Here is a 25,974-nt window from a genome sequence, read left to right on the forward strand (position 1 = left end):
GAACCATCTGCTCACCGGTGACGGCGCCGACGAATCAACCTACTTGGCCAACAATCGATGGGCGCCGATCCAAGTGGTCGGCCTGGAGTCCGGCGTCGTCGATATCAGCGCCGCGAGCAGCCAGTTCTATCTACTCGTCTGCGCGCTGACCAACCGCGGGGACGTCACCTGCTGGGGAAATGACGCCGCCAGGGTCCTGGCGCCGAGTCGGGCGATCTACAAGACGCCGCATGCCGTGACCGGACTCGGGGGACCAGCCACTGCGATCTCTACCGGCTATGACGGGGCCTGCGCGATCGTCGCCGGCGCATTGAAGTGCTGGGGCACAAACAGATACGGGACGGTGGGCGATGGCACCACGACGCCGCGGCCGACACCCGTCGTGACCCTCGGCTCGGGCGTGACGGCCGTCGCGGTTGCCGAACGCTCGGTGTGTGCGGTCCAGTCCGGTGGGCTGAAATGCTGGGGAGACAATCGCTACGGACAGCTCGGTATCGGGTCGACAACCGCGGCACGGACGCCGGTGACGGTGCCCGGGCTCGACAACGGCGTCGCCGACGTCACGGCCGGCCCGCGCCACGCCTGCGTGCGGATGACCACCGGTGGCGCGTCCTGCTGGGGCGACAACGCCTTCGGACAACTCGGCGACGGAACGACAACCCGGCGTCTGACTCCGGTCGCCGTCACCGGCTTGGCGACCGGAGTGAGCGACCTTTCCGCCGGCGGCCAGCACACCTGCGGCGTCGTCGAGGGGGCAGCGAAGTGCTGGGGGAAGGGCCGGTACGGCCGGCTCGGCTACGGTGGCCTGGCGAGCCGCACGACGCCCACCGCGGTCGCGGGCCTGGGCGCTGGGATGCGGCAGATCTCGGCGGGAAGCACCCATACCTGTGCGGTGAGCGAGGCCCATCAGGCGAAATGCTGGGGCTACAACCAGGGCGCGCTCGGTAACCGGGCATGGGGCAACGCCAGCCGGCCGGTCTTCGTCGCGGCCACGTCGCCGGCCATTGACCTGATGTCCGCCGTCAAGGGCAGCCACCTGGGTGGATACGAGCTCGACATCACCGGAGCGGGCTTCACCGATGTCACCGCGGTCACCTTCGCCGGGACTCCGGCAGCCGATGTGCGCATCCACACGAGCACCTCGATGACCGTCACCGTTCCCCGACGCGATCCGGGCCCGAGCCGGGTGCAGATCTTCACCACGCTCGGCCACTCCGTCGACAGCCCGGACGATGCGTTCTACTTCAGCGCACCGAGCCCGGGCAACGATTTCGTACAGATCGACGCCCTCGGCTTCGCCACTTGCGGGGTCAAGTCAACCGGCGAACTCAAGTGCTGGGGTCTGGATTTCAGCGCGGCCGATCCCTGGACGGAGGTCCCCACACCGACAACCGTCCCCGGCTACTCGACCGGGGTGCGTCAGGTAGCCGTTGGCGGCGGGTTCGCCTGCCTGGTGACGCAAGCCGGGGCGGCTCGCTGCTGGGGTGACAACGCCCGCGGCCAACTCGGCGACGGGACGACGACCGACCGGACGTCCCCGACCCAGGTCATCGGGCTCGAGTCGGGTGTCCGCGCCGTCGCCGTCGGCGGCGAGGAATCCTGCGCGATCCTGCAAACCGGCGCTCTCACCTGCTGGGGTGACAACCGCAAAGGCCAGGTCGGTGACGGCACGCAGGGCAACACGCGGCCGACACCCACCCCCGTCTCCGGCATGTCGTCCGGCGTCACCCACGTGGTGGTGGCTTATGCCAAGGTCTGTGCCGCGCGGTCGGGAGCGGCCTACTGCTGGGGGCAGGGCTTGACGGGCGGACTCGGCGACGGCGACCTCACCGACCATATCGCCGACGAGCCCACGCCCGTCGTCGGTATGGGCAGTGGGGTGAGCGGTCTGACCCAGTCCTGCGCGCTCCGCAACGGTGGGGTGTTCTGCTGGGGTGAGAACGACTATGGCCAACTCGGTTCCGACGCCTATCCGACGGCCACGCCAATCGCAGTCCCGGGAATGGGCGCGTCCGTCACCTCCGTTGCCGGCTCATGGGGCTCGAACTGCGCGGTCAAGTCCGGCCGGCTCTCCTGCTGGGGCGAGAACGAGGAGGGCCAGCTCGGCATCGGTTCCAACGACAACACATCCACGCCAACTGCCGTGGCCGTCCTTGGCGTCGGCGCCCACGGCGTCGCGCTCGGGGGCAGCACCACATTCGCCATCGGCGCGGACGGCGCGGACTACGGGTGGGGCGATAACCGATTCAGTTCGCTGGGTGACGGGACCACCGAGAGCTCCTTCGTCCCCACCCCGGTGGAGCCCTGAGTCGACGTCAGTTGGTGACCGTCAGCTGGTGATGTCCTTGCCCGCGAACCGGGCCCAGGCCAGCAGCCAGGCGATCGCGGCATACGCGGCGAAGGTGATCAGGCCGCGCAGCGGGCCCGCCCAGGAGATCGGGTCGCGCAGCAGGTCACCGAAGGCAGCAATGTGGTCGACGAGCAGGAAGGGATGCAACCAGGCCACCTGCTCGATGCCCTGCAGGATCCACATCAGGATGTTGAGGATCATCACCGCGATCGTGACCGCGATCGGCTGCTCGGTGAGCGTGGAGAAGAACAGCCCCACGGCGGCCAGGGCGCTGAGCGCGGCCGCGAGATAGGCGATCACCAGCAGCAGCCGGCCCACCGCGGCGGTCATCGACAGCTGGCTGCCGGAGAGCGTGGTCATCGGGCCACCGCCAAAGAGCGCGAGGCCGATCACCGCCCCGGGGATCGCGACGGCCAGGATGCCCAGGAAGGAGCCGATGATCAGCGAGATGAACTTCGTCACGAGCAGCCGGGTGCGGTCGACGGGCACGGTCAGCAGATAGCGCAGCGTGCCCTGGTTGGCCTCGCCGGCGATCGCGTCCCCGGCGAGCATCGCGACCGAAAGCGGAAGGAACATGACCATCTCGACGGTCAGTGCGGCCAGCGGGACGAAGAGGCCGTTGGAGGTGATGTCGGCGGTGAAGTCCGGGCCCTCGCCGGGCCGAGGGGCCGACAGCTTGACGGCGATCGCGATGATGACCGGGACGAGGCCGAGGACGGCCATCCCGGCCTGGTTGCGGCGCCGCCCAGCGATCAGGCGCAACTCGGAGCGCAGCAGCCGGGCCGAGATCCGGCGGGCCGCCGGGCGCGCGGGGCGTGAGGCGAGGGTGGGGCTAGCCGCTGACATCAAAACCCTCCCCGGTGAGCGCGACGAAGAGATCCTCCAGGCTCGGCGTCCGCACGGTGAATTCGGCGACGCCAACTCCGGCGTGGACGAGCGCGGCGACGATCTTTTCGGGGGCGATCTGGCCGGGCTGGCCGGCCGCGCCGTCGGCCGTGGTGGCGACCTCGGTCAGGCCCAGCTCGCGCAGCACGTCCGCGGCCGTGTCGGGCTGGTCGGTGCGCACGACGCAGCGGGCTATCCCTTGGGCGCGCAACTCCTCCAGCCGGCCCTGGACGACGAGCGCTCCGGTGCGCATGACGCCGACGTGGGAGCACATCTGCTCGACCTCGGCGAGCAGGTGGCTGGAGACCAGCACCGTGGCACCGTCGCCAGCGAGCGAGGCGACCAGGGCGCGCACCTCGCGCGTGCCTTGCGGGTCCAGGCCGTTGGTCGGCTCGTCGAGGACGAGCAGGTCGCGGGGCTGGAGCAGGGCGGCGGCGATGGCCAGGCGCTGACGCATGCCGAGCGAGTAGGCCCGGTAACGCTTGGTGGCCGCGGCCAGCAGGCCGACCCGGTCGAGGGCCGCGTCGATCCGCTGGCCGGCCGTCCGGGGCTCGGCGAGGACGTCGGCCGCGTCCAGCCGGGCGAGATTGGCGCGCCCGGACAGATAGGGGTGGAAGGCCGGGCCTTCGACCAGCGACCCGACCCGGTGCAGCACCTCGACGGCCCGCTGCGGCATCGGCTGCCCGAGCAACTCGACGGTTCCGGCGTGCGCCCGGATCAGCCCGAGCAGCATCCGGATCGTCGTCGTCTTGCCCGAGCCGTTGGGGCCGAGGAAGCCATACACCGAGCCGGCCGGGACGGTGAGGTAGACGCTGTCGACGGCGACCTGGTGCCCGAAGCGTTTGGTCAGCCCAGCCGTGGCGACCGCGAGGTCACTCACGAGCGGGCGAGCGCGGCATACAGCCGCTCCGGGGGCACGGCGCCGGCGGCGAGCCGGCCGTCGTCGGTGAGGACGGCGCTGACGAGCGTCCCGGCGAACAGCCGCCCACTCCCCCACGATCCGGAGACCTTGGGCAGCCGGTCGAGAACGCCCTGGACGCTCTCGTTGTCAGCGGCGCCCGGTGGAAGGGTCACCACGACGACGCGCGACCAACCGGTGCCGGTGGACGTGGGTTTGGCCTGGTCTTTCCCGGACGGCAGTTCCGGACGCCGTGGCTGGCCCTGCCCTGGGGCGTGTTGGCCGAGCCCGGCGGCGCCCTCGGTGACCGTCGTGCCGGGAGGTGGTGTGAACGTGAACTGGCGGTCTTCGGGCGTGCTGAAATCGACGCTGGTGAAACCGACTTCCAAGGCCGGATCGGTGATCTTGGTCGAGTTCACCTGCACGCGAAGGGGGAGCTTGGTCTCGCCGTCGACGGCGATCCGCACGCTGCGGACCAGCGTGCCGTCCTTGGCCTTGGGCGTCAAGACCAGCTCGTATGCCGTTCGGCCCGCCACCACGGCCGACCCCTCGGTGGTCACCGTGGTGGTCGGGGATACGGCCGCGAGCGCTTGCTCGGCCGCGTCCGCAGGGGTGACCGGAAGCTTCGGCGGTTCCGCCAGGTCGTGTCCGGCGGGCAGCGTGAAGTGGTTGGCGGTCTTGGCGGCCGAGGACCAGATCCACACGTCCTTATCGCGCCGGATGACGTCGGATTCGCCGAGATCGCCGAGGAGCGCGAGCCGGACACGGGTTGGCCCGGCATACCAGACGCGCAGGGTGTGGCTGCCGGCGATCAGGCCGCTCAGATCGGCGGAGCCGCCCCGGCCGAGCAGGCCGCCGAGGTCGGGCAGGCCGAGGTTGGCGCTCTGGACGACGGTGCCGGAGAAGGCGGCGACCTTGGCCTGCTGGACGTCGGCGAGCAGTTGCGCGGCGGTGCGTGGCGGCAACGGTTCGGAGGCATCCGCGCTCACCAGGACGGCGCTCGCACCGAGGGCGAGCACTGCCAGGCCGGGCACGGCCCAGCGGGCCCGCGGGTGGCCGGTGAAGATGTTCATGTAACCATCGTGCGCCACCGAAGCTGAAGCCACGCTGAAGGGGGCGGCCGGCACCTGCGTGATCGATGATCGGTGTGTGTCATCGTGGGGCGCGTGCGACTGCTGCTCGTCGACGACGAACGCCGGCTGACCGACGCCCTCTCCCGCGGGCTGCGGGCCGAGGGTTTCGTCGTGGACGTCGCACACACGGGGCCGCGAGGCCTGGAGGCGGCCCGTTTCGGCGGCTATGACGTTGTCGTTTTGGACATCATGCTCCCGGGTCTTAACGGCTACGACATCGTTAAGGTCCTTCGCGCCGAGGAGAATTGGGTGCCCGTGTTGATCCTGTCGGCCAAGGACGGGGAGTACGACCAGGCCGACGGGTTGGATGTCGGCGCCGACGACTACCTGACCAAACCGTTCTCGTTCGTCGTGCTCTTGGCCCGGCTGCGCGCGCTGGTGCGGCGCGACCCGGTGCCGCGCCCGGCCACGCTGCGGGCTGCGGGGGTCGCGCTCGACCCGGCGCGCCACGCTGTGCAGGTCGAGGGCGTCGAGGTCACCCTCTCGGGCCGCGAGTTCGCGTTGCTCGAGGAGTTGATGCGCGCTCATCCGCACGTGGTATCCAAAGAGACTCTGTTGGAACGGGTCTGGGGGTCGGCCGACGAGAGCGACGTCAATCTCGTCGAGGTGCACATCGGCAACCTGCGCCGCAAGCTCGGCCGTGACCGGTTCGTCACGGTGCGAGGTGCGGGATACCGGCTCGAGCCGTGATGGCCGAGTCGGTGAGCCCGGTCGTCGGGGCCGGGCCGTGACGTCGCGCTGGAGCCCGCTGAGCCTGCGCGGCCGGCTGATGAGCGTCGCCCTATTGGGCGTCGCCGCGGCCCTGCTCGCCGGCGGGTTGCTCCTCTATGTCGTGATGACCTCGGCCCTGGAGCGGGCGGTCGAGGAGAGCGCGCGCGAGACGGCGCGGGGGATCGCGGCTCTTGTCGTGGACGGCCGACTGCCCGATCCGGCACCGGGCTCCACCGTGCTCCTCGTGCAGGTGCTCGATCAGCAGAACCGAGTCGTCGGCGCATCCGCCAACGCCGACCGCCTGGTGCCGCTGGTGGATCCCTCGCAGCGCCAACGACTAATCGACGGCGAAACGGTGCGCATCCCGGGCAGCCGCGCGGCTGTGACCGGTCCCTTGGTCGTCGCGGGCTCGGTCGCTGCTCCCGCTTCCGGCACCACCCCCTATCTGGTCGTCGCCGCGGTCCCGCGGGCGGACACCGACTCGACCCGGGCGTTGCTCGGGCGCCTGCTGCTCGTCTTCTTCCCGCTCCTGCTCGCCCTGCTCGCGCTCGTGGCCTGGCGGGTCGTCGGCTCCGCGCTGCGCCCGGTGGACGAGGTGCGCCGGGCGGCGGAGGAGATCGGGACCGGACCATCGCTGGAACGCCGGCTCCCGGTGCCGCCGACTTCAGACGAGATCGCTGCCCTGGCAACCACCTTGAACGGGATGCTCGCGCGGATTGAGGGAGCCCAGCGCAAGCAGCGCAGTTTCGTCGCGGACGCGGCGCACGAGCTGCGAAGCCCGCTGACCAGCATACGGACGCAGTTGGAAGTCGCAGGGCACCTCGGTGACGGCGGGGAGCTCCCGGATGAGCTTTTGCCCGAGGTGGAGCGTCTCTCGAGGCTTGTCGAGGATCTGCTCGTCCTCGCCCGGCTGGACGACGATCCCGCCGGTGTGCGATCCGAGCGGGTCGACCTGGCGAGCCTGGCTCAGGGGGTTGCCTCCCGGTTCGCCGGAGCGCGCGTGCCGGTGACGGTGGATATCGCTGCCGAATCGGTTGTTGCCCAAGCCGATCCGACCGGGACGTCCCGCGCCGTGCGGAACCTGGTGGATAACGCCGTCCGCCACGCGCGCAGCAGGGTGACGATCACGGTCGCGTGGGAGGCGCAGTGGGCGGTGATCAGCGTTGCGGACGACGGGAGCGGCATTCCGCAGCAGGACCGGGAGCGCGTGTTCGATCGGTTCACCCGCCTGGACGACGGCCGTGACCGGGACTCCGGCGGCAGCGGCCTGGGGCTGGCGATCACCCGCGCGCTGGTGGAGCGCGGCGGCGGCGGTGTGCGTATCGAGGACGCCGGTCCGGGTGTGCGGGCGGTGATTCGCCTGCCGTGGTGAGACGTTTCGGAGTCCCGAGATCGGTCAGTCGGCGAATCGTGCACACCCTCACCGCGTTGCCGGAACTCAACCGGATCCTCGCGTTTGCCTTCGGATCACTTCTGGTCAGCAGCAGCCGGCCACCGCCGCCTTGACCTTGGCTGCCCGTTCCCGCGTGCGGTTCCTGTCCGTCTCCACCGGCGCCGGCCAGGACTCGGGCAGGCCCAGGTAGGCCTTGGCCCGGGCACTGGAGGCGAGCAATTCCTCGCGGGCGATGATCTTGGCCGATCCGGTGGGGCTGCTCGGGCCGTGCCGGGCGATCACCTCGGCGATGCGCTCGCAGTCGGTGACCGCGGCCCCGGTCGGCGAGGTGGACAGATCGATCAGGTTGAGCATGTCCAGCTCGAGTTGCGGTGGCGGCGCAAAGGCAGCGAGCTGGTCCTCCAGCCCGCGCCGCTCGGCGTCCCGGTCGGCCGCCGAATGCCAGGCGACCAGGCTCGCCACCTCCTCGGGCCACCCGTTCGAGCGAAGGAAGCGGGCACCATCAAGCGGATGAAAACCCGTGTCCAGAAGCGCCGGTCCATAGCCGACATCGTGCAGCCACGCGGCAACGACAATCCGTCGGGGCACCAGCCCCGTCCGGGCAAGCTCCTCCGCTCGCCGGCCGGCCGATCGAATGTGTTCCCACCGAGGGTGCATCGTCCCGGTGTGGGCGTAGGCGGTCGCTCGAGCCCTCCTCAGGATGTCCGCCATGGAGCGATTCTGGTGCCGGAAGATGGCGAACCGGTGAACACCAGGCGGCATCCACATGTCGCCGCTGTGTGACATCCCTTCCATCGGCACGCGAAGTAGCGCACCTGTAACGGTTCGTGGATTCACCGTCGTGCCCTTCCCGAGGACACGGGTCTGTGCTACTTTATACAAGTCTATTCGTAAAAATTACTTGAAGCTGAGAATCACTCCACAACAACCATGTTCATGGAGGTTGGCACGTGGCATCGAGCACCCTCATTCGCGCCGGGCAACACGGCGCGCCTGCGCGCCAACGGCGCACCCTGCCCGGTCAGCGAGCGGTCTCATGGCTGACGACGACCGACCACAAGGTGATCGGCAACCTCTACTTCGTCACCTCGTTCGCGTGGTTCGTCATCGGCGGAGTGATGGCGCTGCTGATCCGGGCCGAACTGTTCATCCCAGGGCTGCAGGTCGTCGATGACCCCGAGCAGTTCAACCAGCTGTTCACCATGCACGGCACGATCATGTTGTTGCTCTTCGCCACGCCGCTCTTCGCCGCCTTCGCCAACGCGATCGTCCCGCTCCAAATCGGGGCGCCCGACGTCGCGTTCCCCCGGCTGAACATGCTCGCCTACTGGCTCTACCTCTTCGGCGGGCTTATCGCCGCCTTCGGCTTCCTCACGCCGGGCGGCGCCGCGGCCTTCGGCTGGTTCGCGTATGCCCCGCTGTCCACAACCGTGTACAGCCCCGGCGTGGGCGGCGACCTGTGGGTCTTCGGCCTTGCCCTGGCTGGGTTCGGCACCATCCTCGGGGCGGTCAACTTCATCACCACCATCGTCTGCCTGCGCGCGCCCGGCATGACGATGTTCCGGATGCCGATCTTCACCTGGAACGTCCTGATCACCTCGATCCTCGTGATCCTTGTCTTCCCACCCCTCGCCGCCGCGCTCTTCGGCCTCGGGTCGGACCGGCGCTTCGGATCGCACATCTTCAGCCCCGAGAACGGCGGGCCGATGCTGTGGCAACACCTGTTCTGGTTCTTCGGTCACCCCGAGGTCTACATCATCGCGCTGCCGTTCTTTGGGATCGTCTCCGAAGTCCTACCCGTCTTCTCGCGCAAACCGTTATTCGGTTACAAGACACTGGTTTTCGCCACGATCGCGATCGCCGCGCTGTCGATGAGTGTCTGGGCGCACCACATGTATGCCACCGGCCAGGTCCTGCTCCCGTTCTTTGCGATCATGTCGATGCTCATCGCGGTCCCGACGGGGGTGAAGTTCTTCAACTGGATCGGGACGATGTGGGGGGGCCAGCTGACGTTCAGCACGCCGATGGTGTGGGCGCTCGGCTTCCTCGTGACCTTCCTCTTCGGCGGCCTGACCGGGGTGATCCTCGCCAGCCCGGCGCTCGACTTCAGCCTGACCGACAGCTACTTCGTCGTCGCGCACTTCCACTACACGGTCTTTGGCACCGTCGTCTTCGCGATGTTCTCCGGCTTCTATTTCTGGTGGCCCAAGCTCACCGGCCGGATGCTCGACGAGCGGCTCGGGATGGTCCACTTCTGGCTGCTCTTCGTCGGCTTTCACACGACCTTCCTCATCCAGCACCTGCTGGGCATCGACGGTATGCCGCGCCGCTACGCCGACTATCTGCCCGAAGACGGATTCACCCGGCTCAACCAGATCTCGACCGTCGGGTCGATGCTGCTGGGAGTCTCGACGCTGGTCTTCCTCTACAACGTGTGGAAGACCTGGCGCACCGCCCCTCTCGTCGAGGTCGACGACCCGTGGGGGTATGGCGCTTCACTCGAGTGGGCCACCTCGTGCCCGCCGCCGCGGCACAATTTCACCAGCATCCCCCGGATCCGCAGCGAGCGACCGGTCTTCGACCTGCACCACCTGCGTGGGTAGCTAAACTGCGCCCATCCCGGGCCAACCGGGAGCGAAAGGGGCACCGGGCGGCATGGGAGCAGGAGATGCGTTGGGGGATCGCCGCGCGCTCGTGCTCCGCACCATCCGCACGGCGCGCTCGCCCGTGGGCATCGCCGATCTATCAGAGCGGATCGGATTGCACCCCAACACCATCCGCTACCACCTCGACGGGCTCGAAGCCGCGGGATTGATCCGCCGACTCGCTGGGACCCGCACGGGCATCGGGCGGCCGCGCACGGCATACGAGGCGACTGCGGCCAGCGTCCTGGCCGGGCCGCGCAACTATGCCACCCTCGCAGCGATCCTCGCGGCCTGTCTCGCAGAGCATCTGGCCGATCCAGCGCAAGCGGCGCACGACGCCGGCCACGCGTGGGGCGCGACGCTGCCGCCTCCGGTCAGCCCTCGGGGCACCAGCGCGGCGGCAACGGCCCGGCGCCACCTGGTCACCACCATGACCGACATGGGCTTCGAGCCGGAGCCGAGCCCTGCCCGCCGCCCGCGCGAACTGCTCATCCACAACTGTCCGTTCCAGGATGTCGCCGCTCGCCACCAGGAGATCGTCTGCGCCGTCCACCTCGGCCTGATGCGGGGGCTGCTGGCCCGCTCGGGCGGTGGGGTCGCGGTCCGCACGCTCGAGCCGTATGCCGCTCCCGGCCTGTGCCGGGCGCAGCTCGCATCCGCGCTCCCGCAGTCGGCACGCTGAACCCCGAACTCCCCTCCTCGCGCCCGATCCGGACCACGAGTGCCCACCTTCGCACGTTAGACGCGAGGATCACAGCGCGGGAGGCGCTTCGTCGGGCGCGTCGCTCAGATCGGGACCACCCGAATAAGGTCGCCAAGCCCGCGGAAGTCCTCAGCGTTGCGCGTATACAAGTCCAGCCCGTTCGCCTGGGCAGTGGCCGCGATCAGCAGGTCGGCCATCCTTCCCCGCGGGCACCTGCCTTCGCTGACTACGGCGGCCACCACAAGTCCGAAGCTGCGGGCAGTCGTCGCGTCGAACGGCACCGGCTCCAGCTTCGACTCCACTTCTTGCAGGCGGGCTTGTCGCACCGCCGCCTCCGCCGGCGTTGTGGCCAGATGGGGTCCGGCCGCCAGTTCCGCGGCTGTCACGGCGGAGATCGCGATCTGGTCCGGCAGCGCGGCGACAATGGCCGGGTCGTGCCAGTCGATGACGGCCGAGGTGTCCAGCAGTCCCGACGACACTCAGAGCTCCTGGTCGATGACCCGGTCGAGATCCCGACGGAAGCGATGTCGGTCGATCCGGATGGCAGCAGCCGCAAGTGCCGCCACCTCGTCGCGGGAGATGAACGTGCGCCGGCTCGGCCGGACCGGCCTCAGTTCCGCGACGGGGACGCCATTGCGCGTCACCACGAAGGTCTCGCCTGCCGTGACCGCCTCGATGACCTTGGCGTTGTCGTTGCGCAGTTCACGCTGGGCAATGGTTCGTGCCATTCCTTCACTGTAGCTGATTGTGCGACGACTCGCTACACTCGCGGCGTCAGGCCGCACGCCGCCAGAGCACCTTCGGATGCTCCGAGACGTGGGTGCGAACGTCGAAGCCCAGGGAGGTGCCCACCTCGGTCAGCGCGGAGGTGAGCTGCGTCAAACCGGTGGCGGAGGTCCCCCGCCGTCGGCCACGGTTGGTCGAGGCTCCACGCCAAGATCGCGTTCTCGGGAATCATCGGTCTGGCTCCGGGATCCGGTTCACGCGAACGTTCCAGCGGGCATCCAAGGGGCCGACGAGGTCTCCCGTGGGATCGAGCCGGCTCGGTGTCGCCGGGCCGTCGAGCGCTGTCGCGCGTAGCTCCTCCAACCCGTCGGGGTTGCCGAACTCCTCGAGCATCCAGCCGAGCCGCCGGACGGCGCTCACCGCGAACCTCGGGGCCAGCCTCACGAGCTCGGCCCGATCGAGGTCGACGATCTCGTCCAGGTCGGCGACCACCGTGGCCGCGTTGTCGCGGCCACCGGCAAACAACACGTCCCGGGCGACGTCCAGAGCCGTGAGTTCGGCGGTCGCGACCCGCGCCGTTCCGGAGTGGGTCTGGCGATGGATCACCGGCAGATCGGCGATGCCCGCACGCTTGCGGAACTCGAACCGGGTACGACCCAGCCTGCGGTCGCGCAGCTGCCGCGACACCGCGACCTGGAAGACCTGAGGTGACTGGTGCGCGGCGCCGTGGATCTGCGCGGCGGACAACCAACCGACGTAGTAGTCGACGCCCGCCCAGTCAGCAAAGAGGTCCACGATCTCCAATCCGGGAGGCGCCCCCCAGGGCCGGAACTCGGCGGGCACGGGCACCCAGAAACCGCGCGCCGGGGTCGACCACTCACCCCGCCGCATGGGCTCGGCCATGCGTTCGCTCACCTGGCCAACGGGGACACCGAGGTGTTCGGCCACTTCCTGGGTCGTCAGCGACGCCCGGCCGTGAGACAGTGCCCAGTCCGCCAGATGGGGGGCCTTCGTGATCAGCGTGGCCATGACCCACTCCTCTCTACATACACCGGCGACACGGCGTGGACGCCGGCGCTGGTGCAGACGGCATACGGAGCCGAGCTGCTGCTCGCCGAGGCCTACACCTGGGATCGCGCCGTGAGGTACCACCTCTGTCACGCCGACATCGAAGCGCACCTCGAGGACTTCGCCGCCCGGCGCGTCCTGTTGACGCTCATGTCGCCCCAGGTGCTCGAGCGCCTCGATGCTATGACCTCTGCCGCGGCATCGTGTCGCTGCGACTGATGCCCGAGTGGGATTGCTTCCCCACCTGGTGACCGGATGCCGATCCCGGCAACGCCGACCCGCGCACCTCGGGTTTTGCAAGCCCGAGGGCGTCGGGAGGTATCGCACACGCTCGGCGTGCAAGAACTTCGTGGGGCGTCTAGGTCTAGGGGCCGCCGCCGGGACGAGAGACGGACCGCTCACCCGCGGCCGGGACCAGGTCGCGCTCGGCGCGGTTGAGCGCCGACATGATCGCGCGCAGCGAGGCCTTGACGATCGACTCGTGCAGGCCGACACCCCACAGGACCCGTTCTCCCACAGCACATTCGACGTATGCCGCCGCCCGCGCGTCGCCGCCGGCGGAGAGCGCGTGTTCGGTGTAGTCGAGGACCCGGACGTCGATGCCGAGCGTCGAGAGGGCATCGATGAAGGCGTCGATCGGGCCATTGCCACGGCCGGAGATGTGCACCTCGGCACCTCCGTCGTTGATCACCGAGTCGATCGAATCCTCGCCCTGGTCGGTGCTCATGATCGTCGAGCGGACCGGGAAGAACCGCCCCCACCGAGAGTGCGGGTCGTTGGAGTGGAGGTATTCGTCGGAGAACATCGCCCAGAGCTGGGCCGCGGAGAGTTCACCACCCTCGGCGTCGGTGCGCCGCTGTACGACCTGGCTGAACTCGACCTGCAGCCGGCGCGGCAGTTCCAGGCCGTGCTCGGCCTTGAGCAGGTAGGAGACGCCGCCCTTGCCGGACTGGCTGTTGACGCGGACGACCGCCTCATAGGTGCGACCGATGTCGTGCGGGTCGATCGGCAGATAGGGCACGCCCCAGTCGATTCCGTCGACGTCGGTGCCGGCGGCCGAGGCCCGCTTGTCCATGTCCTCGAAGCCCTTCTTGATGGCGTCCTGGTGGGAGCCGGAGAAGGCCGTGAACACCAGGTCCCCGCCATACGGGTGTCGCTCGTGGACGGGAATCTGGTTGCAGTACTCCACGGTTCGCCGGATCTCGGCGATATTGGAGAAGTCGATCTGCGGATCGATGCCCTGGCCATAGAGGTTCATGCCCAGCGTCACCAGGCAGACGTTGCCGGTGCGCTCGCCGTTGCCGAACAGGCAGCCCTCGATCCGGTCGGCTCCGGCCAGGAAGCCCAACTCGGCAGCGGCGACGCCCTCGCCGCGGTCGTTGTGCGGGTGCAGCGAGACCATCAGGCTGTCGCGGCGCTGGAGGCGACGGACCATCCATTCGATGGAATCGGCATACACATTGGGGGTGGCCATCTCGACCGTGGCCGGGAGGTTGACGATCATCTTGTGGTCGGGCGTGGGGTCGATGACGTCGATGACCTCGTTGCAGATCCGCACCGCGAAATCGAGTTTGGTGCCGGTGTAGGACTCCGGCGAGTACTCGTAGTAAACCTTGGTGTCGGGGATGGTCTCCTCCAGCTTGCGGCACAGCCGGGCGGCCTGCAGCGCGATGTCGACGATGCCGTCCTGGCTCATCCCAAAGACGACCCGCCGCTGGAGCACCGACGTGCTGTTGTAGAAGTGGACGATCGCCTGCTTCGCGCCGCGAATCGCGTCATAGGTGCGCTCGATGAGGTGGTCGCGGCACTGGGTCAGCACCTGGATCGTCACGTCGTCGGGGATGTGGCCGCCCTCGATCAGCTCGCGGCAAAAGTCATAGTCGGTCTGGCTGGCGCTCGGGAAGCCAACCTCGATCTCCTTGTAGCCCATCTTGACCAGCAGCTGGAACATCCGCAGCTTACGCTCGGAGTCCATCGGGTCGATGAGGGCCTGGTTGCCATCGCGCAGGTCGACCGCGCACCACCGTGGCGCCTGGGTCATGACCTTGTCGGGCCAGGTGCGGTCGGGGAGTTCGACGGTGATCTGCTGCTGGAAGGGAACGTATTTGGTGAACGGCATGGCCGTCGACTGCTGGGGGTGAATCATCGCTGGGTTTCGCCTTCGTCTCGTCTGCTGGGGAGCGGCCTGGGGGCACGTCGATCTCCGCGACGAGGGGCGGCCGTTGTCAGGCCCCGCCGCGGCAGCGAAGGAGGAGCAGTCCACGCATGATGCCCACAGTATGCCGCCTGCCCCCGGCCCCTCGGCAACCTGGGTCCGCGTTGTGGTCACGTTATCGCCAGCGGCCCGCTCCCGGTCGAGTTCGCGAATCACTCAGCAAGCGGCTGCGCTTCGGCCGAGGGGACCGATAGGCACCGCCGCGATCTGCCCACCACTCACCGGGTTTCCTCAGGCGTGGGCCGATCCTTTGCCCCGCGGACCCACACGAAGAACGCTCCCTGCCGGCCGCGTTCGGCGACGGTGAGGCCCGCGGCCTCGCAGAGCTGCACGAGTTCGTTGGCGGGGTCGTTGTCCGCCATCCGGGAGCCAGTCACGACTCGGGTGACCCACCGCGCCAGCCGGCCCCGTGGGGGCTGGAAATCCGCCAACAGCATGCGGCCACCGGGGCGAAGCACTCGGTTGATCTCCGTCATGGCCGAGGTGCGCTCCTCGGGCGGGATGTGGTGCACCGCCAATGCAGACGCGACGACGTCCACGCTGCCGTCGGGGGCCGGCAGGGAGTCGGCCGAGGCCACGGCATACGTCACATTCGCCGGAGCGAGCCGCCGCGCGAAGGCGATCATGTCCCGCGACGGATCGATCCCCAGCACGTGACCCGAGGGGCCCGCGTATGCCGCGAGCGCCGACGTCAACGCGCCTGTCCCGGAGCCAATGTCGATGACGGTCTCGCCAGCACGCACTTGGGCGCGCCGCGCCAACGACGAATAGACGGCCCGCCGACGCCCGACGAAGGCCATCTTTGTGCCTGCCTCATACATCCGCGCACCGGACATCACTCCGGCACGGGGCCTTTCGCCATCCGCCGTGGCATGCGGGTGGCCAAACATGTGCTCGCCAAGCCCCATGGTTTCCTCCCTGGTTGAGGGACTCTTCGTCGTGATCCACTGGGCACCCGCCGGTAACGAGCCGACGGCCTCGCGGCCTCATCCAGCCGGTTACGGCATTACACCCCCCATAGTTTCATATACAAGACATCTCTGTCTACAGTTATAAGTGTAAGGCGCTAATCTGGTCACCATCACAAGCTTCCGTCACGATGAGGAACGACCATGGCCACGGCGATCCCGCCCAATCGCGTCCTGACGAGTCGGCATGACGCCGAACTCGCCCAGGAGGTGCTCACCAAACTCGGTGAACCTGACGGCTATTTGTCGGTGGGGTCGAGTCGCGTGGAAGCGCAGAACGTCCCAGCCGAGGTGCGGCGGCTCATTGAGCACGTGCTCCACTCGGTCGCTGCGGGGGCGACGGTCACGATCAGCGCCGTCCCCGCCGAGCTGACCACCTCGGCGGCTGCCTCACTTCTCGGGGTGTCCCGCCCCACGCTGATGAAGCTGATTCACGGAGGCCAATTGGCCACCCATAAGGTTGGTGCGCATCACCGCCTGCTGGCATCGGATCTGCACGACTTCTTGCTGCGTCGGCAACGGCGAGAGCGAGCGACATTCGACGAGCTGCGAGACCTCCTCGAGGACTGAGTTCGCTCTCCCGCCCGCGGCTGGAGGCACCAACAGTCGAGAACGTGACGGGCATCGACGGCAGCCCGCAGGAATGGCACAGTGGCTCCATGCGAGAAGACACGATCACGGTCACAAGCGGGGACGGCATCGAGCTGCAGACCTACCGGTGGGCACCGGAGGGCGAGCCGAAGGCCGTCGTTCAACTCCAGCACGGCCTCGGCGAGCACGCCGGCCGCTATCGCCGCTTCGGCGAGGCGCTGACCAACGCCGGCTATCTGGTCTACGCCCCCGACGCGCGCGGGTCCGGCCGGACGGCCAAGGGCGAATACAGCAATTGGGGCCCGGACGGCTGGCCCGGCTGGGTCGACGACCTGACCAAGCTCAATGCCCGCATCCGCGCCGATCATCCCGGCCTTCCGGTTGCCCTCTTCGGCCACTCGATGGGCTCCTTCGCCTCCCAGAACTGGCTCCTCGACCACTCCGCCGACGTGGACGCAGCCGTCCTGTGCGGCACCACCGACGTAGCCGGGCTTGTCCCGGTGCTCGACTCCCCCATCCCCGCAGACCTATCGACCTTCAACGCGGCGTTCGAGCACCGCACCGGATTCGAGTGGCTGAGCCGCGATGAGGCCGAGGTCGACAAGTACGTCGACGACGAGATGTGCGGCTGGACCGCTCAGCCGCTGAAGGACATCTCGACCCTGGCTGCCGCGAGCGACCCCGACCAGGTGGCGCGCGTGCGCCCCGACCTCCCGATCCTGCTCGTCGCCGGTGACGCCGACCCGATCAACGGCACCGGCGAGGCGGTTCGCCTTGTCGGACAGCGCTATCGAGATGCTGGCGTCCAGGATGTCACGGTCACCATTTATCCGGGCGCCCGGCACGAGATCCTCAACGAGACCAACCGTGACGACGTGACGGCCGACGTCCTCGCCTTCCTCGACCGCACCGTCGGAGCCGCGTAGAGCCGCCCCCACCGTCGCCGGTCACTTCCCCGAGCGGGGTGACCGGCAAAACGTGAGCTATAGCGCACCCCTTGCAGGACGGCTCAGCCCAACCGCGGTCACTCACCCGCGCAACCGCACCGACAGGCAGGTCACGCAGCCGTCGAGCTTCTCGAACTCGCTGATGTCGACGGTACTCACGTCGTATCCGCGCGCCCGCAGCAACTCGGCCGACTGCGGCGCACTCGCCGCCATCAGCAGGTGGGTCGCGTCGAGGATGACGGTGTGCGCGCCGGCGGGCTCCGGCATACTCTGATAGGACTCGAAAGCCTCCCGGTCATCGACCGCCGGATCCCAACCGATCGCCGTGCCATCCGGGAGAATCGTCGCCGCCGATTTCAGATGAAGCGCCCGCTCCACCGGCACCGCCTGGATACGAACATCGAACTCCGACAGGTGTTTAGCGAGCTGCTGAATGCCGGCGCCGTTCGTCCGTGAGCTCAGCCCGACGTATGCCGTTCGCCGAAACTTGAGCACGTCCCCGCCGTCCAGGGTTCCCGGACGGCTGATCCGCGCGACCCGGTAGCCCAGGTCGCGCACGGTCCGTTCGACCTCCTTGATCTCACCGCGCCGCTGCTCGGCGCCGGGCCGGGCGATAACCGCGAGATCGCCATAGACCACGACGGCGTCCTCGACGAACACGGCGTCCGGGCAGTCGTCGGCGGACGGCACCTCGACAAGCTGCCACCCCGCTGAGCGCATGGCGTCGGCATAGCAATCCCATTGAGCCCGGGCACGATCGAGGTCCACCGCGGCCGGTTCGCCAAAGGTGACCAGCCCCTCGGCGAGCCGCGGCCCGGGACGGCGGACGATGGCGAGCCGGCGATGCATTTCTCTAGCGTAACCAGGGAACCCGAACCGAACCCGAACCCCCGCCGGCGACGCAGCGCACGCTCGCGGCTGGGACGCGCCCTCCCCCGGCCAAGGGGCGCGAGGACAATGGCTGTCATGAGCGAGATCGAGTATGCCGTTGCGGGCGGAATCGCCACCATCACCCTGGCCGCGCCCGAGCGGCGCAACGCCCTGTCGGTCGAAATGTCGCGTGAGCTGGCCGACGCGGCCCGCGCGGCCGAGGCCGATCGCTCCGTCGGGGCGGTGATCCTCACCGGCGGCGCGCACTTCTGCTCCGGGGCCGTCCGGGCTGTGCTCGCCGACGCGGGCGTCGATCCCGCCGAGGACACGGCATACCAAAACCTCGAGACCGTGTATGCCGCCTTCACCACGATCGGCTCCATCGGCGTCCCCACGATCGCGGCCATCCGCGGCGCCGCAGTGGGCGCGGGACTTAACCTCGCGCTCGCAACCGACCTGCGCGTGGTCTCACGGACCGCGCGGCTGCTGCCCGGCTTCGCCCAGATCGGCATCCACCCCGGCGGCGGCCACTTCACCCTGCTCTCTCGTGTCGGCGGTCGGGAAACCGCTGCGGCTCTAGGACTTTTTGGTCAAGAAGTCGACGGCGAGCGGGCGGTCGCGCTGGGCATGGCCTGGTCGGCATACGAGGACGACGAGGTTGAGGACGCCGCGGGGCGGCTCGCCCAGCCGCTGGCCAATGATCCCGACCTCGCCCGCCGAGCGGTCGCGAACTTCCGGCGCGAGTGCGCGCCGGAAGGCATCCCGTGGGAGGTGGCCGTCGAGATGGAGCGGCCCGCTCAGATGTGGTCACTGCGGCGCAAGGCCGCAACCTCCTAGGACCACAACCGGTGGTAGGCGTTGAGCGCCGGCTGCCCGCCGAGGTGGGCATAAAGCACCTGAGATTCCGCGGGGATGGCTTTGCTCTTGACGAGGTCGATCAGGCCGGCGAGCGACTTGCCCTCGTAGACCGGGTCGGTGATGAACGCCTCCAGCTCTGCGCCCAGGTTCATCGCCGCCATCGTCGAATCGACCGGCACGCCATACAGATCGCCGGCCCACTCGGGCAACAGGGTGAACTCGTCGTCGCGCAACTCCCGTCCCAGCTCGATCTTTTCGGCCGTATGCCGCGCGATCCGTTCCAGTTGAGCACGCGTTTGCTCCAGGGTCGCCGAGGCGTCGATGCCGATCACCCGGCGCCGCACACCGGTCAGGTCCTCCAGGGCCGCGAATCCGGCGATCATGCCGGCGTGCGTCGAGCAGGTGACCGTGCAGACGATGATCGTGTCGAAGGTGACCCCGAGAGCCCGCTCCTGTTTGGCGACCTCGAACGCCCAGTTGGCGAAGCCGAGCCCGCCCAGATCGTGCTCCGACGCGCCGGCGGGGATCGGATAGGGCTTGCCGCCAGCCTCCTCCACCTCGGCGAGCGCCTGCTTCCACGAGTCTCGTATGCCGATGTCAAACCCGTGCGGATCGAGCCGGCTGTCCGCGCCCATCATCCGGGAGAGCAGGATGTTACCAACCTTGTCATTCATCGGATCCTCCCACGGAACCCACTTCTCCTGCACGAGACGGCATTTCAACCCGAGGTGCGCGGCAACGGCGGCAACTTGCCGGGTGTGATTGGACTGGTATCCCCCAATGGACACCAGTGTGTCGGCTCCGCTGGCGAGCACGTCAGGGACGATGTATTCGAGTTTGCGGACCTTGTTGCCGCCGAACGCCAACCCGCTGTTGCAGTCCTCGCGCTTGGCCCAGACCGTCGCACTGCCCAAGTGACGCGTCAGCCGAGGCAATGCCTGGATCGGGCTGGGCCCGAAGGTCAACTGGTGGCGGGGGAAGTCCGACAGCTTCATTGTGCGATCCTTTCGGTTACTGGCTCGTTCATTTCGGCGATCAAGGTCATTGCGGCTCGGTCACGTCGGCGAGTTCAGCGCAGAGGATGCCCACGATGTCGTTCGCCGCCACGCTCAGCGCCACGCCGTGCGCGCCCCCACCGATGGATATCGACCGTCCCACGATCCGCTGGTCAGCGAGGACCGGCCACGCGCGCGTCGATCCGAAGGGCGTGATCGTCCCCCGCTCGTAGCCGGTCACCGCACGCGCGATGTCCGCCGGCGGCATCGACAACCGGCTGACCCCGAGGTGCGCCCGCAGCTTCGGCCACGAGATCTCCCGGTCCCCCGGAACCAGGACGAACAGATAGTCGTCGTCGGCGCGGCGCACCACCAGCGTCTTGACGAGATCACGCGGCTCGATGCCGCGCAGCGCGGCCGCCTCGGCGAGCGAGGAGACCGGGCCGTGGCGGGTGACGGCATACCGGATCCCGCTGCGCTCGGCGGCCGCGATCGCCGGAGTGTCGTCGGCACCCATCAGTCGATCGTAGGCGCCCACGCCCCCCGCGTCACCTGAGAGAAGTCGACGCCAGGACGTCGATTCCGCTCACTTGACCGGCTCAGCTCGGCGGAGGGCGTTCAGCGACGGGCGAGCCACTCCTCGGCGATCTGCACGGCGTTGAGCGCGGCTCCCTTGCGCAGATTGTCGCCGACGACGAAAAGAATCAAGCCGCGACCCTCGGGCGCCGCCTGGTCGGCGCGGACGCGGCCGACGAACACCTCGTTCCGGCCGGTGGCCTCGAGCGGGTTCGGGTAGTCGGTGACGACCACGCCGGGCGCGTTTTTGAGCAGGTCGATTGCCTCGTCGGGCGAGATCTCGTCGGCGAACTCGGCATGGATCGCCAGGGAGTGGCCGCTGAAGACCGGCACGCGCACGCACGTGCCCGACACGCGCAGGTCGGGGATGTGCAGGATCTTGCGCGACTCGTGGCGCAGCTTCTGCTCCTCGTCGGTCTCCCCCGAGCCGTCGTCGACGATCGCCCCGGCGAGCGGGACGACGTTGAAGCCGACCGGAACGGCATACACCTGCGGCTCGGGGACCGCGACAGCGCGGCCGTCGAGAGCCAGCCCCATCGGGTCGCCGGCGGCATAGCCGCCGCGCAGTTGCCGGTCGAGTTCCTGCACGCCCTTCCCACCGGAGCCCGAGACGGCCTGGTAGGAGGACACGTGCAGGCGAACCAGAGAAGCCTTGTCGTGCAACGGCTTCAGCACCGGCATGAACGCCATCGTCGTGCAATTGGGGTTGGCGACGATCCCCTTAGGGATGTCGAGCAGGTCGTCGGCGTTGACCTCGCTGACCACGAGCGGGACCTCGGGGTCCTTGCGCCACGCGCTCGAGTTGTCAATGACGAGCGCACCCGCGGCCGCGACCTTGGGCGCCCACTCCTTCGACGTCGAGCCGCCATTGGAGAAGAGCGCCACGTCGAGGCCGGCGAAGTCGGCGCTCGCGGTGTCCTCGACAGTGACCTCACCGTCGCCCCACGGCAGCGTCGTCCCCGCGGACCGGGCCGAGGCGAAGAAGCGGATGTCATCGACGGGGAAGGCCCGCTCCGCGAGGAGGGTCCGCATGACCCCGCCGACCTGACCGGTGGCACCGAATACACCAACACGCATGCCGACAGGATAGGTATGCCGCGTGCTCGCGTCGCGGACATTCCACGCCTCGGCCATCGGCCGATGTCGCCGGGGAGACCGTCGATCCCGCCCGGCCCCCACGGCTCAGCCCAACTGCGCTGCTATCCGTCCACGAGCCCGGCGCCGCTGGCGGCGCGATCACGCAGCCAGGCGGACGGACGGAAGCGCTCGCCATAGGCGTCCGCGAGTTCGTCGGCCCGGGCGACGAAACCGGCCAGGCCGCCGGCGTAGTTGGTCATGAACGTCGCCGGACCACCGGTCGCCGGTGGGAAGCCGATCCCGAAGATGCCGCCGATGTTGGCGGACGGGGTGTCCAGCAGGACGCCTTCCTCGAAGCAACTCGCCGTGTCGAGCGCCATCCGGAACAAGTAGCGGTCCTCCATGTCGCGCTCCGGCACCTCGGCGCCGGTGGCGAAGTGCTCGCGCAGGCCGGGCCAGAGCACCTTGGCCGCGCCGTCGGGGTAGTCGTAGAAGCCCGATCCGGCCGCCCGGCCCTTGCGCCCGAACTCCGCGACCATCCGGTCGATGAGCGCTTCGCCCGGCTCTGCCTCGGGAGCAGGTTTGCCTTCGGCGGCAGCGGCTTTGTTGGCCTCGTCGCGGATGTGCTGGGTCAGCGTCAGCGACACCTCGTCGAGCATGGCCAGCGGCGGGGCGGGGAAGCCGACCTTCGTGGCCGCCCGCTCGATGGTCATCGGGTCGACGCCCTCGGCGAGCAGGTTGGCGCCCTCGACGATCAGCGTGCCGAAGACCCGGCTGGTATAGAAGCCACGCCCGTCAGCGACGACGATCGGGATCTTGCGGATCTGCTGGACGATGTCGATCGCCCGGGCCACCGCCTCGTCCGAGGTCTGCTCGCCGCGAATGATCTCGACGAGCTGCATCTTGTCGACGGGGCTGAAGAAGTGCAGCCCGATGAAGTCGGCCGGACGGGTGACGAAGCCCTGCAGGCTCGTGATCGGGAGCGTCGAGGTGTTGGAGCAGAGCAGGGTTTGGGGCGAGACGACCGCCTCGACCTCGGCAAAGACTTTCTCCTTCAGGCCATAATCCTCAAACACGGCCTCGATGACCGCATCGACGCCGGCGAGATCTGCCGCCGCCGCGGTCGGTGTGATCCGGGCGAGGACCTGATCGCGCGCCTCGGCGCTCATCCGGCCCTTGACGACGCGACCGTCGAGCAGCTTCTGGGTGTATCCCTTGCCCTTCTCGGCGGCCTCGACCGAGACATCCTTCAGCACGACCTCCATGCCGGAGCTGGCGCAAGCATAGGCGATGCCAGCGCCCATCATCCCGGCACCGAGGATGCCCACCTTCGTGACCGTATGCCGCTCCACCCCGTGCGGGCGCAGCTTGCCGGAGTTGATCGTCTGCATATCGAAGAAGAAGGCCTGGATCATCGCGGTGGCGACCGGACCGGTCGCCAGCTCGGTCAGATAGCGCGACTCGATCCGGCTGGCGGTGTCGAAGTCGACCTGCGCACCCTCAATGGCCGCGGACATGATGGCCCGCGGGGCCGGCATACGAGAGCCCTTGAGCTGTTTGCGCAGCATCGCCGGGAAGGCCGGCAGGTTCGCAGCGAAGGCCGGAACCGACGGCGTGCCTCCGGGGATGCGGAAACCCTTGACATCCCAAGGCTTTATCGCGACCGACGGGTCGTGGCGGTGCTCGAGGATCCACTTCTTGGCCGCCGGGACGAGGTCCTCGCGGGTCGCGACCAGCTCGTCGACCAGACCCTTCTCGTGGCACTCCTTGGGGCTGCGCTGGGTGCCTTGCAGCAGCCAGCCCATCAGCGCCTCCTGGATCCCGAGCATCCGCACTAGGCGGGTGACCCCGCCGCCCCCGGGGAGCAGGCCGAGGCCGACCTCGGGCAGGCCCAGCTTGACCTTGGGGTCATCGACGGCAATTCGGCGGTGACAGGCCAACGCGATCTCGAAGCCGCCGCCGAGGGCGGCGCCGCCAAGGCAGGCGACGACCGGACGGCCGAGGGTCTCCATCCGGCGCAGCTGGCCCTTGACGTCCTCGATCCAGCCGAAGAACTCGGTGGCCGTCTCGGGCGTGGCCCGCTGAATGTCGTTGAGGTTGGCTCCGGCAAAGAAGGTCTTCTTGGCCGAGGTCAGCACGACTCCGGCGATCTCGTCCTTCTCGCGCTCGAGCCGGGCGACCGTCTCCCCCATCGCGGCGATGTAGGTCTCGTTCATCGTGTTGGCACTGGCGCCCGGGTCGTCCATCGTCAAGGTGACGATGCCGTCGTGGTCACGTTCGTAGCGGATCATGTTCTCGCTCATGGATTCTCTTCCTCGACCTAGTTCAGGCGCGCTCGACGATCGTGGCAATTCCCATGCCGCCACCGATGCACAACGTGGCGATGCCGCGCTCGAGATCACGGCGCTCCAACTCATCGACGAGCGTGCCGAGAATGATCGCGCCGGTCGCGCCGAGCGGGTGGCCCATGGCGATCGCGCCGCCGTTGACATTGGTTTGGTCCTCGGTCCAGCCCATATCGCGGATGAGCTTGAGCGCCACCGCGGCGAAGGCCTCGTTGATCTCGACCAGGTCGATGTCGGAGGCGGACATCCCGGCGACCGCCAGCGCCTTGCGGCAGGCGGGCGCGGGACCGGTGAGCATGATCGTCGGCTCGGAGCCGATGACGGCAGCCGAGACGATCCGGGCGCGCGGGGTCAGGCCCATTTCCTGCCCGATCTGCTCGTTGCCGAGGAGCACCAGTGCGGCGCCATCAACGATGCCCGAGGAGTTGCCGGCGTGGTGGACGTGCTCGATCTTATCGACCGTCGAATACTTCTCCAGGGCAACAAAGTCGAAGCCACCCGTTTCCCCTATGCCCGCGAACGACGGTTTCAGGCCGGCCAGCGCCTCGGCGGTCGTGCCCGCGCGCACGGTCTCGTCATGGTCGAGGATCGTCACGCCGTTCTGGTCGCGCACCGGGATGACCGAGTTTGCAAAATAGCCGGCCTGCCAGGCCGCGGCCGCCCGCTCGTGGCTCTGCGCGGCGAAGCGGTCGACCTCGGCCCGGTCGTAGCCCTCGATCGTGGCGATCAGGTCGGCGCTGACCCCCTGCGGAACGAAGTCGGTGGTGAACGCGGTGGCCGGGTCCATCGCCCAGGCTCCGCCGTCGCTGGCCATCGGCACCCGCGACATCGACTCGACGCCACCCGCGATAATCAGCGGCTCCCAGCCCGAGCGCACTCGCGCGGCAGCCTGGTTGACCGCCTCCAGCCCGCTGGCGCAGAAGCGGTTGAGCTGGACTCCCGCCACCGACTCGGGCATCCCCGCCTTGATCGCGGCGATGCGGGCCAGGTCGGCGCCCTGGTCACCGACCGGGCTGACGATGCCGAGGACGATGTCGTCGACCCGGGTCGGATCGAGACCCGGGTTGCGCTCGCGGATCGCGTCGAGGAGCCCGCCGACCAGGTCGATCGGCTTGACTTCATGGAGGGACCCGCTGGCCTTCCCACGTCCCCGGGGGGTTCGGACGGCGTCATAGATGAGTGCCTGCTCGGGCATGTGGCGTCTTCCTTCGCTGCAGCTTTGGGCCGATGGTGGCCGGCATTCGTCACCCTAGCGATCCTTGAACAACTGTGCAATGCTTGGTACAGCTGTTCATCTTGTGATGAGCACCACCCGAGGAGGCGTGCATGGATCGGCAGGCGTGGGGGGCCGCGGATGTCACCACCAAGGCCCGCATCCGCACGGCGGCGCTGCACCTGTTTGCCGAGCATGGCTGCGCGGCGACCAGCCTGCGTGCGGTGGCCCGCACCGCCGGCGTTGCGCCCGGCCTGGTCGTCCACCACTTCGGCGGCAAGGACGGCCTGCGCCAGGCCGTGGACGACGAGGTCATCGACATCCTCCGCCGCACCCTGGAGTCGATCCCACCCAGTGGTCCGGCCGCCGCCGTCGGCCGAGCCCGGGACACCGCCGTCGCGCAGATGTATGCCGCCAATCCCGTCATCGCCGACTACGTCCGCCGGCTCGTGGTCACCCCCGGCCCCGAGGAGGAGGAGTTCAGCGCGAAGCTGCTTCAGCTGATGGTCGAGCAGACCGAGGTGCTGCACGAGCGCGGGGTGGCCCGGCGGCATACGTCGGTCACCGAGCACGCGGTCACCGTCTTGATGCGCCAACTCGGCGACCACCTGCTGCAGCCGACCCTGGAGCGGCTCTGGCGCCTGGCCGGGGAAGACACCCAAGCTCCCACTGTGCGGGTGCGGCTGATTCCCGGCGGGGACTGACCGGCCGGATCGCGCCCGGCCCGTGGGTGCGGCAGGTGGTTGACGCACGGGCTGTCGACCCGACGTGGGGGTGTTCACCCCCACTATGGTGCAAGCGCTCGTG

At 68.8% G+C, this 25,974-nt stretch carries 25 protein-coding genes; 10 read left to right on the forward strand and 15 right to left on the reverse strand.

What is annotated here, in order from left to right:
* The first annotated feature begins 43 nt into the window (after positions 1-43).
* A complete protein-coding gene (locus tag V9G19_RS27895) occupies positions 44-2,308 on the forward strand; it encodes an IPT/TIG domain-containing protein (protein WP_462288636.1) in 2,265 nt (754 codons plus the stop codon).
* Between the two features lie 21 nt (positions 2,309-2,329).
* Here the strand turns inward: V9G19_RS27895 and V9G19_RS27900 are convergent, their stop codons facing one another.
* The 3 genes from V9G19_RS27900 to V9G19_RS27910 are packed head-to-tail and all read right to left on the reverse strand — an operon-like array spanning position 2,330 to position 5,206.
* Positions 2,330-3,196 (reverse strand): ABC transporter permease, encoded by an 867-nt coding sequence (locus V9G19_RS27900; RefSeq protein ID WP_462288637.1) that lies wholly within the window; start codon positions 3,194-3,196, stop codon positions 2,330-2,332.
* A complete protein-coding gene (locus V9G19_RS27905) occupies positions 3,183-4,115 on the reverse strand; it encodes an ABC transporter ATP-binding protein (protein ID WP_462288638.1) in 933 nt (310 codons plus the stop codon). The genes V9G19_RS27900 and V9G19_RS27905 overlap by 14 nt, the downstream gene beginning before the upstream one ends.
* Positions 4,112-5,206, reverse strand: coding sequence for a LolA family protein (locus tag V9G19_RS27910; protein WP_462288639.1), 1,095 nt, complete (start codon positions 5,204-5,206; stop codon positions 4,112-4,114). The genes V9G19_RS27905 and V9G19_RS27910 overlap by 4 nt, the downstream gene beginning before the upstream one ends.
* A 93-nt stretch (positions 5,207-5,299) precedes the next feature.
* Here V9G19_RS27910 and V9G19_RS27915 point away from each other — a divergent pair, with 93 nt between their 5' ends.
* Both V9G19_RS27915 and V9G19_RS27920 read left to right on the forward strand, forming a co-directional pair.
* On the forward strand, positions 5,300-5,956 hold the full coding sequence (locus V9G19_RS27915; protein WP_462288640.1) for a response regulator transcription factor: 657 nt from the start codon (positions 5,300-5,302) through the stop codon (positions 5,954-5,956).
* A gap of 37 nt (positions 5,957-5,993) precedes the next feature.
* Positions 5,994-7,349 carry a sensor histidine kinase gene (locus V9G19_RS27920; protein ID WP_462288641.1) on the forward strand — a complete coding sequence of 452 codons (1,356 nt, stop codon included), beginning with the start codon at positions 5,994-5,996 and terminating at the stop codon, positions 7,347-7,349.
* A 105-nt stretch (positions 7,350-7,454) separates the two neighbouring features.
* Here V9G19_RS27920 and V9G19_RS27925 read toward each other — a convergent pair whose 3' ends face one another.
* Positions 7,455-8,081: an HD domain-containing protein gene (locus tag V9G19_RS27925; protein ID WP_462288642.1), complete on the reverse strand. Its 627-nt coding sequence runs from the start codon at positions 8,079-8,081 to the stop codon at positions 7,455-7,457.
* A gap of 257 nt (positions 8,082-8,338) precedes the next feature.
* Here V9G19_RS27925 and ctaD point away from each other — a divergent pair, with 257 nt between their 5' ends.
* Both ctaD and V9G19_RS27935 read left to right on the forward strand, forming a co-directional pair.
* Entirely contained in the window at positions 8,339-9,973 is a 1,635-nt protein-coding gene (ctaD, locus tag V9G19_RS27930; RefSeq protein ID WP_462288719.1) for an aa3-type cytochrome oxidase subunit I, read from the forward strand.
* A gap of 70 nt (positions 9,974-10,043) precedes the next feature.
* Complete coding sequence (locus V9G19_RS27935; protein WP_462288643.1) at positions 10,044-10,697, forward strand: helix-turn-helix transcriptional regulator; 654 nt, start codon at positions 10,044-10,046, stop codon at positions 10,695-10,697.
* 104 nt (positions 10,698-10,801) lie between these two features.
* On the opposite strand, the gene V9G19_RS27940 is transcribed toward V9G19_RS27935, so the two are convergent.
* The 3 genes from V9G19_RS27940 to V9G19_RS27950 form a co-directional block, all read right to left on the reverse strand.
* Positions 10,802-11,197 (reverse strand): PIN domain-containing protein, encoded by a 396-nt coding sequence (locus V9G19_RS27940; protein WP_462288644.1) that lies wholly within the window; start codon positions 11,195-11,197, stop codon positions 10,802-10,804.
* A complete protein-coding gene (locus tag V9G19_RS27945) occupies positions 11,198-11,446 on the reverse strand; it encodes a type II toxin-antitoxin system Phd/YefM family antitoxin (RefSeq protein WP_462288645.1) in 249 nt (82 codons plus the stop codon). It abuts the gene before it with no gap.
* Between the two features lie 226 nt (positions 11,447-11,672).
* Complete coding sequence (locus V9G19_RS27950; RefSeq protein WP_462288646.1) at positions 11,673-12,473, reverse strand: type IV toxin-antitoxin system AbiEi family antitoxin domain-containing protein; 801 nt, start codon at positions 12,471-12,473, stop codon at positions 11,673-11,675.
* Between V9G19_RS27950 and V9G19_RS27955 the strand changes: the two genes are divergently transcribed.
* A complete protein-coding gene (locus V9G19_RS27955; RefSeq protein ID WP_462288647.1) occupies positions 12,444-12,731 on the forward strand; it encodes a hypothetical protein in 288 nt (95 codons plus the stop codon). The two genes, V9G19_RS27950 and V9G19_RS27955, sit on opposite strands and share 30 nt — an antisense overlap.
* Positions 12,732-12,876: 145 nt before the next feature.
* On the opposite strand, the gene leuA is transcribed toward V9G19_RS27955, so the two are convergent.
* Both leuA and V9G19_RS27965 read right to left on the reverse strand, forming a co-directional pair.
* On the reverse strand, positions 12,877-14,658 hold the full coding sequence (gene leuA / locus V9G19_RS27960; RefSeq protein WP_462288648.1) for a 2-isopropylmalate synthase: 1,782 nt from the start codon (positions 14,656-14,658) through the stop codon (positions 12,877-12,879).
* Between the two features lie 287 nt (positions 14,659-14,945).
* Positions 14,946-15,548, reverse strand: coding sequence for a class I SAM-dependent methyltransferase (locus V9G19_RS27965; protein ID WP_462288649.1), 603 nt, complete (start codon positions 15,546-15,548; stop codon positions 14,946-14,948).
* A 291-nt stretch (positions 15,549-15,839) separates the two neighbouring features.
* Here V9G19_RS27965 and V9G19_RS27970 point away from each other — a divergent pair, with 291 nt between their 5' ends.
* Positions 15,840-16,265, forward strand: coding sequence for a helix-turn-helix domain-containing protein (locus tag V9G19_RS27970; RefSeq protein WP_462288650.1), 426 nt, complete (start codon positions 15,840-15,842; stop codon positions 16,263-16,265).
* Positions 16,266-16,309: 44 nt separating this feature from the next.
* Complete coding sequence (locus V9G19_RS27975; RefSeq protein WP_462288651.1) at positions 16,310-17,212, forward strand: alpha/beta hydrolase; 903 nt, start codon at positions 16,310-16,312, stop codon at positions 17,210-17,212.
* A 102-nt stretch (positions 17,213-17,314) separates the two neighbouring features.
* Here V9G19_RS27975 and ddaH read toward each other — a convergent pair whose 3' ends face one another.
* Positions 17,315-18,082, reverse strand: a complete 768-nt coding sequence (gene ddaH, locus V9G19_RS27980; protein WP_462288652.1) for a dimethylargininase — start codon at positions 18,080-18,082, stop codon at positions 17,315-17,317.
* 117 nt (positions 18,083-18,199) lie between these two features.
* Between ddaH and V9G19_RS27985 the strand changes: the two genes are divergently transcribed.
* On the forward strand, positions 18,200-18,940 hold the full coding sequence (locus V9G19_RS27985) for an enoyl-CoA hydratase-related protein (protein ID WP_462288653.1): 741 nt from the start codon (positions 18,200-18,202) through the stop codon (positions 18,938-18,940).
* Here V9G19_RS27985 and V9G19_RS27990 read toward each other — a convergent pair.
* From V9G19_RS27990 to V9G19_RS28010, 5 genes are all read right to left on the reverse strand, one after another.
* Positions 18,937-19,956, reverse strand: coding sequence for a 1-aminocyclopropane-1-carboxylate deaminase (locus V9G19_RS27990; RefSeq protein ID WP_462288654.1), 1,020 nt, complete (start codon positions 19,954-19,956; stop codon positions 18,937-18,939). The two genes, V9G19_RS27985 and V9G19_RS27990, sit on opposite strands and share 4 nt — an antisense overlap.
* A 46-nt stretch (positions 19,957-20,002) precedes the next feature.
* Positions 20,003-20,473, reverse strand: a complete 471-nt coding sequence (locus V9G19_RS27995; protein ID WP_462288655.1) for an aminoacyl-tRNA deacylase — start codon at positions 20,471-20,473, stop codon at positions 20,003-20,005.
* A gap of 101 nt (positions 20,474-20,574) precedes the next feature.
* Positions 20,575-21,609 carry an aspartate-semialdehyde dehydrogenase gene (locus V9G19_RS28000; protein WP_462288656.1) on the reverse strand — a complete coding sequence of 345 codons (1,035 nt, stop codon included), beginning with the start codon at positions 21,607-21,609 and terminating at the stop codon, positions 20,575-20,577.
* Positions 21,610-21,731: 122 nt separating this feature from the next.
* The gene (locus V9G19_RS28005; RefSeq protein ID WP_462288657.1) at positions 21,732-23,912 is read right to left on the reverse strand and encodes a 3-hydroxyacyl-CoA dehydrogenase NAD-binding domain-containing protein; all 2,181 of its coding nucleotides are present in this window, start codon (positions 23,910-23,912) and stop codon (positions 21,732-21,734) included.
* Positions 23,913-23,934: 22 nt separating this feature from the next.
* Complete coding sequence (locus V9G19_RS28010) at positions 23,935-25,149, reverse strand: acetyl-CoA C-acetyltransferase (protein ID WP_462288658.1); 1,215 nt, start codon at positions 25,147-25,149, stop codon at positions 23,935-23,937.
* Between the two features lie 131 nt (positions 25,150-25,280).
* Here V9G19_RS28010 and V9G19_RS28015 point away from each other — a divergent pair, with 131 nt between their 5' ends.
* A complete protein-coding gene (locus V9G19_RS28015; RefSeq protein ID WP_462288659.1) occupies positions 25,281-25,871 on the forward strand; it encodes a TetR/AcrR family transcriptional regulator in 591 nt (196 codons plus the stop codon).
* Positions 25,872-25,974: the final 103 nt, after the last annotated feature.

It is taken from the genome of Nostocoides sp. (assembly GCF_037045025.1).
Lineage (GTDB): Bacteria > Actinomycetota > Actinomycetes > Actinomycetales > Dermatophilaceae > Nostocoides_A.